Raw genomic sequence first — 11,522 nt, forward strand, 5'->3', positions numbered from 1 at the left:
CATGGCCTCCATCGACCAACGAGACATTATTGTCGCACCGCCACGTCGCGGCCTTCTCTCGCCCCCCAATCTCCGGCGCTGGCAGAACTTCAAGGCCAATCGGCGCGGCTTCTGGTCCTTCTGGATCTTCATGGTGCTGTTCGTGTTGTCGCTCGGTGCCGAACTGATCGCCAACGACCGGCCGCTTCTCGTCTCCTACAAGGGTGAGCTTCTGGTGCCGGTTGCGGTGAACTATCCGGAAGAGAAATTCGGCGGCTTTCTGGCAACGACGGATTATCGCTCGGACTTCATCCAGCAGGAAATCCTGGCCAATGGCTGGATGATCTGGCCGCCGGTCCGCTATTCCTACCAGACGGTGAATTCCAATATTCCGCATTCGGCACCCACGCCGCCCTTCTGGCTGATGGACAAGGGCGAGCGTTGCGCGAATTACCCGCAGAAAGAGGCAGATCCGAACTGCACGCTGGGCAACATGAACTGGCTCGGCACGGACGATCAGGCACGCGATGTGCTCTCCCGCTTGATCTATGGCTTTCGCATATCCGTTCTCTTCGGCCTTGCGCTCACCATTCTATCCGCCATCATCGGCGTGACGGCGGGCGCCATCCAGGGCTTTTTCGGCGGCTGGACCGATCTTCTGATGCAGCGCTTCATCGAGATCTGGTCCTCGATGCCGGTTCTCTACATCCTGCTGATTATTGCGGCCATTTTGCCGCCCGGCTTCTTCGTGCTGCTGGGAATCATGCTGCTGTTCCAGTGGGTGGGCTTTGTCGGCGTGGTGCGCGCCGAATTCCTGCGCGCGCGAAACTTCGAATATGTGCGGGCTGCCCGCGCGCTTGGCGTGGGCGACTGGACCATCATGTTCCGCCACCTTCTGCCCAATGCCATGGTGGCGACGCTGACTTTCCTGCCCTTCATTCTGTCCGGCTCGATTGCGACGCTCACCTCGCTCGATTTTCTTGGCTTCGGCATGCCGCCCGGCTCACCTTCGCTGGGCGAGATGATCGCGCAGGGCAAAAACAACCTTCAGGCACCCTGGCTCGGCCTTACCGCCTTCTTTGCCATGTCCATCATGCTGTCTCTGCTGATCTTCATCGGTGAAGCGGTGCGCGACGCCTTCGATCCACGCAAGACCTTCCGGTGAGCCCGATGACAGAGCCTCTTCTCTCGATCCGCGACCTCTCGGTGGCCTTTCACCAGGGCGGCAGCCAGACCATTGCCGTGGATCGCGTTTCCTTTGATATCCACCCCGGCGAAGTGGTGGCGCTGGTGGGCGAATCCGGTTCCGGCAAATCCGTGACCGCCAATTCGATCCTGCAACTTCTGCCCTATCCGGCGGCAAGCCATCCTTCCGGGCAGATCATGTTTGGTGGCCGCGATCTGCTGACGGCCTCCGATGCAGAATTGCGCCAGGTGCGCGGCAATGACATCACCATGATCTTTCAGGAGCCGATGACCTCGCTGAACCCGCTTCATTCCATCGAGCGGCAGGTGAGCGAAGTTCTGGAGCTTCACCAGGCGCTGGTGGGGGATGCGGCACGCGCCCGCGTTATCGAACTGCTGACGCAGGTTGGCATTCGGGAACCGGAAAAGCGGTTGAAGGCCTATCCGCACGAGCTTTCCGGCGGGCAGCGGCAGCGCGTGATGATTGCCATGGCGCTGGCCAACCGGCCAAAGCTGTTGATTGCCGACGAGCCGACCACTGCGCTCGATGTTACCGTTCAGGCGCAGATTCTTGAGCTTCTCAAGACGCTTCAGCGCGAACATGGCATGTCCATTCTGTTCATTACCCATGATCTTGGCATTGTGCGCCGATTTGCGGATCGGGTCTGCGTGATGACCAAGGGGAAGATCGTCGAGCATGGCACGGTGGAGGAGGTCTTCGAGCGGCCGGCCCATGACTATACGCGCCATCTTCTGGCCTCCGAGCCGCGTGGTGAACCACCGCCGGCAGACCCCACCCGCCCCGTGGTGATGGAGGGCAAGGACATCCGTGTCTGGTTCCCGATCAAAGCAGGTTTCCTGCGGCGTGTGGTGGACCATGTCAAAGCGGTGGACGGCATCGATGTGACGCTGCGGGCTGGCGAAACCCTTGGCATTGTGGGGGAATCCGGTTCGGGCAAGACCACGCTTGGCCTGGCGCTGGCACGACTGATTTCCAGCCAGGGCCGAATTGGTTTCATCGGCAAGGACATCAACGCCTACAGCTTCAAGGAAATGCGGCCTCTGCGCGACCGCTTGCAGGTGGTTTTTCAAGACCCATTCGGTTCCTTGAGCCCCCGAATGTCCGTGAGCGACATCATTGCTGAAGGCTTGCGCGTGCACCAGCCGAAGCTCTCCTCGGCGGAACGGGACCGGCAGGTTGCAGCCTCCCTGGAAGAGGTGGGGCTGGACCCGGCCACCCGCTGGCGCTTTCCGCATGAATTTTCCGGCGGGCAGCGGCAGCGCATTGCCATTGCCCGCGCCATGGTGCTGAAGCCGCGCTTCGTGATGCTGGACGAGCCGACCTCGGCGCTGGACATGACCGTGCAGGCGCAGGTGGTCGATCTGCTGCGGGATCTGCAACGCAAGCATGATCTGGCCTATCTGTTCATCAGCCACGATCTGAAAGTGGTGAAGGCGCTGGCCAACCACATGATCGTCATGCGGGCAGGCAAGGTGATGGAAGAGGGGCCTTCAGCCGATATCTTCGCAGAGCCGAAAAACGACTATACCCGCGCATTGATGGCGGCTGCCTTCAACATGCAGGCGGTTCGCAGCGACATCATCGCGCAATAGCGAGAGCGGAGCCTAGCTAAATCAGAGTATTCGGAACAATCGAAGCATTGTTCCGTTGCTTCCTCTCACGCGCACAAGGCGCAACGGAGGAATGGAAGATGAATAGGCTGGATCGCGACCGCACCGACCCGCCTGCCCATGTGCAGGATCCCAATTTTACCCGAAGCGCAACGCCCCCGGTGGAAGAGCCGCTGAGCCCGACGGAGGCTCGCCAGGGCAGCAGGGGCATTCCTGTGTTCATGGTGCTGGTTGCGGGCCTCATTCTGGCGATGGTGGCCTGGGGTGCCGCCGAATGGTATGGTCAATCCACCGAGCCACCCGCTGAGCAGACTGCAACGCCGCCTGCGGGCGATACGACCCCCGCCAATCCCAACGCACCGCCGCCTTCAAATCCTTGATCGAGAGCGTATCAATCGATTTGATACGGCCATGACTGGACAAGACCGGCGGTTTTTTCGATAAATGCCGCCGAGGCCGCCGCCGGATGCCTCGTTTCACAATGCAGGCCGCGCCGGTTTATCCGTGCGCCAGGCGAAGGCAGCCATGACGACCAAGACAGATATTGCCAAGCGCGTCTACAACCACACCTGGAAGCTCGATCCCATCGTTCGCAGTCTGATCGATACGGATTTTTACAAGCTTCTGATGCTCCAGATGATCTGGAAGCTTTACCCGAAAGTGGACGTTACCTTTTCACTCATCAATCGCACGAAGCGCGTTCGTCTGGCGGATGAAATCGATGAGCACGAGCTACGCGAGCAACTGGACCATGCCCGCTCGCTGCGCCTTTCGAAAAAGGAAATGATCTGGCTTGCGGGTAACAGTTTTTACGGCAAATCCCAGATCTTCGAGCCGGAATTCCTGGCCTTTCTCGCCAATTACCAGCTGCCGGAATATGAGCTTTCCAAGCGCGATGGCCAGTATGAACTGACCTTCCATGGCCGCTGGATCGACACCACCATGTGGGAAATTCCAGCACTCGCCATCATCAACGAGTTGCGCTCCCGCGCTGCCATCCGCTCGCTCGGTCTGTTCACGCTGGATGTGCTTTACGCCCGCGCCAAGGCGCGCATGTGGGAGAAGGTGGAGCGTCTGCGCGATCTTCCGGGCCTGCGCATCTCCGATTTCGGCACGCGGCGCCGTCACAGTTTTCTCTGGCAGCGCTGGTGCGTGGAAGCATTGAAGGAGGGCATTGGCCCCGCCTTCACCGGAACGAGCAATGTATTGCTGGCTATGGATTCCGATCTTGAAGCCGTTGGCACCAATGCGCATGAACTGCCGATGGTTCTTGCGGCGCTGGCCAACAATGATGCGGAGCTGAGTGCTGCCCCCTATCAGGTTCTGAAAGACTGGAACCGCCTCTATGGCGGAAATCTGCTGATCGTTCTGCCGGATGCCTTCGGCACCACATCCTTCCTGCGCAACGCGCCGGAATGGGTGGCCGACTGGACAGGCTTCCGCCCCGATAGCGCGCCCCCCATCGAGGGCGGCGAAAAAATCATTGACTGGTGGAAGAGAATGGGTCGCGACCCGCGCCAGAAGCTTCTGATCTTCTCCGACGGGCTGGATGTCGATGCGATCATTGACACCTACAGGCATTTCGAAGGCCGTGTTCGCATGTCCTTCGGCTGGGGCACCAACCTCACCAATGATTTCGCCGGATGCGCGCCGAAGGATATTGACGGGTTGAAGCCGATTTCCATCGTCTGCAAGGTTTCGGAAGCCAATGGACGCCCGGCCGTGAAGCTTTCCGATAATCCCCTGAAGGCCACCGGCGATCCGGATGAAGTTCAGCGCTATCTGCGGTTCTTCGGTCAGGAAGATCTGGTCGAGCAGGCAGTTTTCGTCTGATCCATAAAAAAACGGGCCCATGAGGCCCGTTTTGCTGTCCGTTGCTTCGATTACTCGATGATCTGGACGACCTTGTAGGAGCGCGGATCGACAATCACGCGCTGTTCGTTGACGACCGCATAGGCATAATCGCGGTGCTCTGGAACAGGCGTCAGAACAACCGTTTCCGGCAATGCCTCGCCGACGACGACCTTCCGTTCGACAACGACCGGAGCGGGCGCCGGTTGCTCGCGAACATAGGTCACAACTTCGCTCGGCGGCGGATCGATGGCTGTTCCCAAAGCTGCACCGGCAATGCCGCCGACAGCAGCGCCAACCGGGCCACCCACGATTGCACCCGTGACAGCGCCGCCAGCAGCACCGCTGACAGTGCTATCCTGCGCGGACGCGCTTCCTGCAAGACCGATGGTGATGGCCGCAGTGGCGGCAAGAAGAATGTTACGCATTGGCTGTTTCCTCATTTTGTTATCGATGGCGAATAAACCCCCATGTCTGTCATCTCGTTCCGTTCGGTAGGACACGAAGCGTGACGATTTTTAATAATGTGCGAATGGGTAGATTATAAAACTTCTGTTTACAAGATAAACAACTGTTGTATGAAGGCCGTTCAATGAGGACTGCCTGATGAGCGAACTCGCGCCGCAAGAAGCGGCTGTCTTAAAAATGGTGCAGGAAAATCCGTTTATCGGGCAGCAGGACATTGCCGATGCCTTGGGGCTTGCGCGTTCGACAGTCGCCGCGCACATCATGTCCCTCGTCCAGAAGGGTTTCATTCTGGGTCGCGGTTACGTTTTGCCGGAGGCTTCACGGGCGGTTTGTATGGGCGGGGCTGTGTTCGACCGGAAATATCGCGCCCGCCAGGCGCTCGTGCCGGAGACATCCAACCCCGTGGATGGCATGCGCAGCTTTGGCGGCGTGGCCCGTAACGTGGCGGAAAACCTTGCCCTGCTTGGCGTATCCACCAGCTTTATCTCCATGGTCGGCAGTGATGAGACGGCGGCTGCGCTTTTGGCGCATCTTCGCCAATGCGGCATTGATGTGAGCCAGGTGGTGACCTCTGCCGAGAAACCCACGGCGGAATATGCGGCTATTCTGGATGAGAAGGGCGATCTCGTGATGGGGCTTGCGGATATGGGGATCTTCGATCTCTTCCGCCCCGAGCAGCTGGATCGCGTCTGGCCGCATCTTGCCTCTGCAAGCCTCGTCTTTTGCGATTGTAACTTGCCGCAGGAAACGCTGCGGCTCTTGATAGAGCGCCGCCGCGATGCGCGGTTCCGTCTCGCTTTCGATGCGGTTTCCACCCACAAGGTCATGCGCCTGCCGGATGATCTGCGGGGTGTCGATTACCTGTTCATGAACCTCGATGAAGCCAATGCGCTGCTAAAACGGCAGGGCAAAGGCCCGTTCGATCACGCCGAGGCGGCAGCCTCTGCCCTCATTGAGGCGGGCGCTGCCCATGCGATTGTCACACGCGGACCGCAGGGCGTGGTGGTGGCGAATGCGCAAGGCGTAGCGCATGTTGAGGCTGTCACAGCCCATCCGGTGGAAATGACCGGTGCGGGCGATGCGATGATTGCTGGAACCTTGAGCCGTCTGCTGGCTGGTGAAGCGGCAGCGGATGCCGCCCGGATTGGAGCCCTTCTTGGTGCGCTGACCACGGAAAGCGCTGCCAGCGTTCACCCGGAACTTTCTCCCCGCTTCGTGGAAGCGAACATGCACCGGCTGAAGCCGGTGGAAAGGATGTGAAACATGAGCCTGTTGAAACCAAAGCTGAGCCGCGAAGTGGCCGATGCAATTGCCGCTGGCGGCCCTGTCGTGGCACTGGAATCCACCATCATTACCCACGGCATGCCTTACCCGGCCAATCTGGAAACGGCGCTGGCGGTTGAGGATGTTGTGCGCCAGAATGGTGCCGTGCCAGCAACCATTGCCGTGATTGATGGCGAATTGCGGGCTGGCCTTGAGCGCTCGGAGCTGGAAGCACTGGCGCAGTCCAAGGGCGTGGTGAAGGCTTCCGGTCGCGATCTGGCGGTTGCCATGGTGCGCAAGGCATCTGCTGGCACCACCGTTTCCGCCACCATGCTGATGGCGGATCTTGCAGGCATCGATATTTTCGCAACGGGTGGCGTGGGTGGCGTTCATCGCGGCGCGGAACAGAGCTTTGATATTTCAGCCGACCTGACAGAGCTTGGCCGCACGAAGACGGCTGTCGTCTGCGCGGGCGTGAAATCCATTCTCGATATCGCCAAGACGCTGGAATATCTGGAAACGCAGCGCGTTCCGGTGATTGCTTACGGCACGGATGAGTTTCCGGCCTTCTTCACCCGCACGAGCGGCTTCAAGGCAGATCACCGCCTGGATTCAGCGGAAGATATTGCCAGCGCCATGCACATGCACCACCAGTTGGGCACTGGCACAGGCTTGCTGATCGCAAACCCGATCCCACAGGATGCAGCGCTTTCGAATGACTTCATCGATGGCACGATTGCGGATGCGGTGCGTGAAGCGGAAGAACGCGGCATTGGCCGCAAGGAGCTGACGCCCTTCCTGCTGGCGCGGATCAACGAGCTTTCCAAGGGCGAGAGCCTGAAGGCCAATATCGCGCTGGTGAAGAACAATGCGGCACTCGCCGCCCGCATGGCTGTTGCCTATTCGGCGCTGAAAAAGAAGTAAGTCAAAAAACGGCAGGCGGCATTGAGGATGCCGCCTGCCTGTTATCTCAAGCCGGAAGACGGGCCAGACGCTCCGTCAGCAGCGCATAGAAACCATCCGCATCCACGCCGCGCATGAAGGTGGCGTTCTTCGGGCGGTCGGTTACGCCCCACCAATCAGCCACTGTCATGCCCTTGGTCAAAGCGGAGTCTGCTTCAATTTCGACATTGCAGAGGCGACCCGAATAAAGCTCGGGCTTCAACAGGTAAGCAATCACATTCGGATCGTGCAGCGGGCCGCCATCGGTACCGTATTTCTGCTCATCGAAGCGCTCGAAGAAATCCAGCCAGCCCACGACAGCCTCAGACAGCGGCGTGCCAAGCGCCTTGATGGCCTCAACCCGTTTGGCGGTTGTCAGGGTCTGGTGTGTCACGTCGAGCGGCATCATCACAATCGGTGCGCCACAGGCAAAGACGATCTTGGCTGCTGCCGGATCAACGAAAATGTTGAATTCCGCCGCTGGCGTGACATTGCCGCCCTCGAACAGGCCGCCGCCCATGAGCACGATTTGCTGAACGCGCTCGGCAATTTTAGGCTCGCGCTTCAGCGCCGTGCCAAGATTGGTCAAAGGCCCAAGCGTGCAGAGGGTGACAGTGCCCGGTTCATTGTTCATCAGGGTTTCGATGATGAAATCGACACCATGCTGCGCCTGAACCGGCATTGTGGGCTCCGGCAGATCTGCGCCATCCATGCCCGTTGCGCCATGCACATATTCCGCCGTGAACAGCGTTCCTTCCATCGGCCCTTCGCAACCGGCAAACACCTTTACGTCAGGGCGCCCGGCCAGTTCGCAAACCTTGCGAATGTTCTTCGATGTCAGCGTGACCGGCACATTGCCAGCGGCGGCCGTAATGCCGAGAACATCCAGCTCCGGGCTGCCAAGCGCCAAAAGAATGGCCAGAGCATCATCCTGGCCCGGGTCTGTGTCGATAATGATCTTCTGCGGCATGGCTCGTCTCTCGGTCTCGCATTCGTCTTGATAAGAATGAAGCGATGGATGTGCCACGCCAAACGCCTTGCGACAAGCATCCATAGAGAACCAATCCTCTCTTCATGCGTAATGAGTGACAAATGGAGGCATTCATGAGCGAGAGCATGTCGGTTTCAGAACGAGTGAGCGAGGGCAAGATTGCCTGGATTACCGGCGCAAGCTCCGGCATAGGCCGCGCGGTGGCGTTACGGCTGGCACGCGATGGCTTCCGTGTGGCGGTGAGCGCACGAAGCACTGACAAGCTGGATGAACTGGTGGCGGAAATGCCAGACCGCCTGTTTGCCTTCCCCCTCGACGTGACAGATCTTGCCGCCTCAAAAGCGGTGGTCGAGGCCATTCGTTCGACACTTGGCCCCATCGATCTCGCTATCTTTTCCGCCGGAAGCTACAAGCGCGACAGCGTTCGCCGCTTCGATAGCACGGCGCTGAGCGACACCATGAACCTCAACGTGGTGGGAACCGCCCATACGCTGGAAGCGGTGATGCCGGATATGATTGCCCGCAGAAGCGGTGAAATCTGTGTGGTGGCATCAGTCGCCGGTTATGTGGGCCTGCCCGGCGGCGGCTTTTACGGCGCTACCAAGGCGGCGCTCAACAATCTTTGCGAAGCGCTTTACCCGGAACTGGAGCGCGAAGGCGTGCGCCTTCGCGTGATCAACCCAGGCTTTGTCGATACCCCGCTCACCAAGAAGAACGATTTCCCCATGCCCTTCCTCATCTCAGTGGAAGAGGCTGCAGAAGCCATCGTCAACGGCCTCAAAACCTCCCGCTACGAGATCATCTTTCCGTGGAAGATGGCCCTGGCGATCAAGCTGTTGCACGCGCTTCCGAGGAGGATGCAGTTTGCGTTGACGCGGAAGATGTTGCGGAAGCGGTAAAGGCGCTAGGGGAGGCCTTATCGCACCTTCTGATCAACTACACCTCACTGCCACCCCAAATGGGCTTTTCATTCCTCCTGCACTTTGGATTGTGCAAGTTTATCAAGTTGCCGACTGTCCTTGTGGTTTCGAAGCACCCAGAATGCCCAGTTGCTGCATCATGACGGACGCGGTGTTATAGCAGTGGAATGAGATGACCTTCCCATTTTTGATGTGGAAGACGTCGCAGCAGGGAACATCGATTGTTTTCCCGGTTGCGGGGATTGTTCCACCGGGCGTCACCAAAGCCCCTTGGTGCGTACCTTGGATGGCGAGCTCAACAACGATAACATCGTTCATTTCATAAATATCGAAGATTTCCCGGTGAACATCCGGAAACGCATCGGCCATACCGCTTGCGACCATAGCGATCTCTTCGCCGCGAAATTCCTGCCCTGTCGGAACGTTGCGAACGTAGCTGTCATCCGAAAAGCAGGACACGAATTTCTTGAGATCCAGGGTCAGGCCTTCTGCGGCTGCATAAAGCTCTCTGATCAATCGGGTAGGGCTGCTCATGGGCAAATTCCTCTTGCTGTTTCCGTTGCCTGCGAGAGTGAAGCATCAGACTAGGGATTTACATAAGCAGGCAATTACTTCAGAGGTAGAACCTACCAAAAGGTAAGTGTGAGATTTTTATGGATATGAGTGATACGCCTTGCGGATTGGACGTTTCGCTGGCGGTCGTCGGCGGTAAATGGAAGCCACTGATCTTGTACCATGTACAGGGTGGCCCGACACGTTTTTCAGAGTTGAAGCGACGCGTTGAAGGTATCAGCGAGAAGGTTTTAATTCAGCAATTACGCGACCTGGTCTCACTGAACGTTGTTGTTCGACGAGACCATAAGCGCGTACCACCAGTTGTGGACTATGAACTAACACCTTTCGGTAAGACGCTTGTGGAAGCCCTCGTTCCGCTGTGCGACTGGGGCAATGAGAACCGCTCGAAAGTCATGGAGATGCTAGCGTCAGCGCCGAAAGTTGACTGTTGACGCCTTATTGCATCGAAGCGCATGTCGCAGATTGCTCTACAAGATCCCAACTCACCCCTTCGCTAACCTGAACTGCGCCACATCAATGCGCCCCGTGCGGAAGCCCACGGCGCAGTAGTGCAGGTAATAGTGCCACATGCGGTAGAAGCGCTCATCGAAGCCTTGGGGCAGGATGCGGGGCCAGGCGCTCTGGAAGGCGCGGTCCCAGAGGAGGAGGGTCTTTTCGTAATCGCGTCCGAAGCGGAAGCAATCCTGCACCTTGAGCTTTGCCTTTTCGGCAATCTCTCCGAAATTTGTGATGGTGGGCAGCATGCCGCCGGGGAAGATATAGGTCTGGATGAAATCCGCATGGCGGCGGTAATGCTCAAAGCGGCTTTCATCGATGGTGATGACCTGGATCATCGCTTCGCCGCCCGGCACCAGAAGTTCACGCACCTGCTCGAAATAGATGGGCCAATGTTCCTCGCCCACGGCTTCGAACATTTCGATGGAAACGATCTTGGTGAACTGGCCGCGCACATCGCGGTAGTCTTCCAGCCGGATCTCGCCTTTTTCAGTAATGCCAGCATCGGCCAGACGCTTTCGGGCGAAGGCTGCCTGCTCTTTTGAGAGGGTGAGGCCTGTCACGCGGCAGCCCGTTTCGCGGATCGCCTGTTCCATGAAGCCGCCCCAGCCGCAGCCGATTTCCAGCACATGATCATCCGGGCCGATGTTCAGATCGCGAATGATGCGGGCATATTTCTCGTGCTGTGCTTCCTCCAGCGTCGCATCCTCGCGGCGGAAGATGGCGGAGGAATAGGTCATCGAGGGATCGAGCCAGAGCCGATAGAAATCATTGCCAAGATCGTAATGGAAGGCGATGTTGCGGCGGCTTCCGGCCTTGGAATTGCGGCGCAGGCGGTGGCGTAGATGGGCAAGGCGGGCCATCAGCGCCATGGGCTTGGCAAGTTTTGCCCAATCCTTCTCATTGGCAATGGCGAGATCCAGAACCGAATTCAGGTCGGGCGTCGTCCAGTCGCCATCCATATAGGCACGGGCAAAGCCGAGACCGCCGCCAGACAAAATGCGACGAAGCGCACGCGGGCTGTTGAAACAGATGGTGGCCGTATGAGACGAGGCCGCACTGCCGAAGCGATATTCGCGCCCGCTGGGGAAAACCACCGTCAGGCGCCCCTGTCTGGTGCGCTCCAGCATGCGGCAGAGCATCCGCTCCCAGAACGGACGGCGTTCGGTGATGAAAGCGGGATCTCCGTGCCCTGCATGCGTCATGATGCAATCCTCCAC

At 58.7% G+C, this 11,522-nt stretch carries 12 protein-coding genes; 8 read left to right on the forward strand and 4 right to left on the reverse strand.

Features of this window, described 5'->3' with window-relative positions; genetic code table 11:
* Position 1 precedes the first annotated feature (1 nt).
* From ACFSE1_RS03775 to pncB, 4 genes are all read left to right on the forward strand, one after another.
* Entirely contained in the window at positions 2–1,144 is a 1,143-nt protein-coding gene (locus ACFSE1_RS03775) for an ABC transporter permease (protein ID WP_377396749.1), read from the forward strand.
* Positions 1,141–2,778: an ABC transporter ATP-binding protein gene (locus ACFSE1_RS03780; RefSeq protein ID WP_377396751.1), complete on the forward strand. Its 1,638-nt coding sequence runs from the start codon at positions 1,141–1,143 to the stop codon at positions 2,776–2,778. Before ACFSE1_RS03775 ends, ACFSE1_RS03780 begins: the two co-directional genes overlap by 4 nt.
* Positions 2,779–2,876: 98 nt before the next feature.
* Positions 2,877–3,176 (forward strand): hypothetical protein, encoded by a 300-nt coding sequence (locus ACFSE1_RS03785; protein WP_377396753.1) that lies wholly within the window; start codon positions 2,877–2,879, stop codon positions 3,174–3,176.
* Positions 3,177–3,321: 145 nt separating this feature from the next.
* A complete protein-coding gene (gene pncB / locus ACFSE1_RS03790; protein WP_377396755.1) occupies positions 3,322–4,629 on the forward strand; it encodes a nicotinate phosphoribosyltransferase in 1,308 nt (435 codons plus the stop codon).
* Between the two features lie 50 nt (positions 4,630–4,679).
* Here pncB and ACFSE1_RS03795 read toward each other — a convergent pair whose 3' ends face one another.
* On the reverse strand, positions 4,680–5,075 hold the full coding sequence (locus tag ACFSE1_RS03795; protein WP_377396757.1) for a DUF1236 domain-containing protein: 396 nt from the start codon (positions 5,073–5,075) through the stop codon (positions 4,680–4,682).
* A 178-nt stretch (positions 5,076–5,253) separates the two neighbouring features.
* Between ACFSE1_RS03795 and ACFSE1_RS03800 the strand changes: the two genes are divergently transcribed.
* Positions 5,254–6,375, forward strand: coding sequence for a carbohydrate kinase (locus ACFSE1_RS03800; protein WP_377396759.1), 1,122 nt, complete (start codon positions 5,254–5,256; stop codon positions 6,373–6,375).
* A gap of 3 nt (positions 6,376–6,378) precedes the next feature.
* Complete coding sequence (locus tag ACFSE1_RS03805) at positions 6,379–7,302, forward strand: pseudouridine-5'-phosphate glycosidase (RefSeq protein WP_377396761.1); 924 nt, start codon at positions 6,379–6,381, stop codon at positions 7,300–7,302.
* A gap of 46 nt (positions 7,303–7,348) precedes the next feature.
* Here the strand turns inward: ACFSE1_RS03805 and ACFSE1_RS03810 are convergent, their stop codons facing one another.
* A complete protein-coding gene (locus ACFSE1_RS03810; RefSeq protein WP_377396763.1) occupies positions 7,349–8,290 on the reverse strand; it encodes a nucleoside hydrolase in 942 nt (313 codons plus the stop codon).
* A 134-nt stretch (positions 8,291–8,424) separates the two neighbouring features.
* Between ACFSE1_RS03810 and ACFSE1_RS03815 the strand changes: the two genes are divergently transcribed.
* The gene (locus ACFSE1_RS03815; RefSeq protein WP_377396765.1) at positions 8,425–9,210 is read left to right on the forward strand and encodes an SDR family NAD(P)-dependent oxidoreductase; all 786 of its coding nucleotides are present in this window, start codon (positions 8,425–8,427) and stop codon (positions 9,208–9,210) included.
* A 102-nt stretch (positions 9,211–9,312) separates the two neighbouring features.
* On the opposite strand, the gene ACFSE1_RS03820 is transcribed toward ACFSE1_RS03815, so the two are convergent.
* A complete protein-coding gene (locus ACFSE1_RS03820; RefSeq protein ID WP_377396767.1) occupies positions 9,313–9,765 on the reverse strand; it encodes an ester cyclase in 453 nt (150 codons plus the stop codon).
* Between the two features lie 119 nt (positions 9,766–9,884).
* On the opposite strand from ACFSE1_RS03820, the gene ACFSE1_RS03825 reads away from it, so the two are divergent.
* The gene (locus ACFSE1_RS03825; protein ID WP_377396769.1) at positions 9,885–10,238 is read left to right on the forward strand and encodes a winged helix-turn-helix transcriptional regulator; all 354 of its coding nucleotides are present in this window, start codon (positions 9,885–9,887) and stop codon (positions 10,236–10,238) included.
* A gap of 51 nt (positions 10,239–10,289) precedes the next feature.
* Here the strand turns inward: ACFSE1_RS03825 and ACFSE1_RS03830 are convergent, their stop codons facing one another.
* On the reverse strand, positions 10,290–11,507 hold the full coding sequence (locus ACFSE1_RS03830) for a class I SAM-dependent methyltransferase (protein WP_377396771.1): 1,218 nt from the start codon (positions 11,505–11,507) through the stop codon (positions 10,290–10,292).
* Positions 11,508–11,522 lie beyond the last annotated feature (15 nt).

This window comes from Affinirhizobium helianthi, from assembly GCF_042680945.1.
Classification (GTDB): Bacteria; Pseudomonadota; Alphaproteobacteria; order Rhizobiales; family Rhizobiaceae; genus Neorhizobium; species Neorhizobium helianthi.

Excerpts from the sequence above, each read along its gene's own strand:
- ACFSE1_RS03820 (WP_377396767.1), bottom strand. The coding sequence starts at position 9,765 with ATGAGCAGCCCTACCCGATTGATCAGAGAGCTTTATGCAGCCGCAGAA.
- ACFSE1_RS03775 (WP_377396749.1), top strand. The coding sequence starts at position 2 with ATGGCCTCCATCGACCAACGAGACATTATTGTCGCACCGCCACGTCGC.
- ACFSE1_RS03810 (WP_377396763.1), bottom strand. The coding sequence starts at position 8,290 with ATGCCGCAGAAGATCATTATCGACACAGACCCGGGCCAGGATGATGCT.
- ACFSE1_RS03795 (WP_377396757.1), bottom strand. The coding sequence starts at position 5,075 with ATGCGTAACATTCTTCTTGCCGCCACTGCGGCCATCACCATCGGTCTT.
- ACFSE1_RS03825 (WP_377396769.1), top strand. The coding sequence starts at position 9,885 with ATGGATATGAGTGATACGCCTTGCGGATTGGACGTTTCGCTGGCGGTC.
- ACFSE1_RS03800 (WP_377396759.1), top strand. The coding sequence starts at position 5,254 with ATGAGCGAACTCGCGCCGCAAGAAGCGGCTGTCTTAAAAATGGTGCAG.
- ACFSE1_RS03785 (WP_377396753.1), top strand. The coding sequence starts at position 2,877 with ATGAATAGGCTGGATCGCGACCGCACCGACCCGCCTGCCCATGTGCAG.
- ACFSE1_RS03815 (WP_377396765.1), top strand. The coding sequence starts at position 8,425 with ATGAGCGAGAGCATGTCGGTTTCAGAACGAGTGAGCGAGGGCAAGATT.
- ACFSE1_RS03830 (WP_377396771.1), bottom strand. The coding sequence starts at position 11,507 with ATGACGCATGCAGGGCACGGAGATCCCGCTTTCATCACCGAACGCCGT.
- ACFSE1_RS03805 (WP_377396761.1), top strand. The coding sequence starts at position 6,379 with ATGAGCCTGTTGAAACCAAAGCTGAGCCGCGAAGTGGCCGATGCAATT.
- pncB (WP_377396755.1), top strand. The coding sequence starts at position 3,322 with ATGACGACCAAGACAGATATTGCCAAGCGCGTCTACAACCACACCTGG.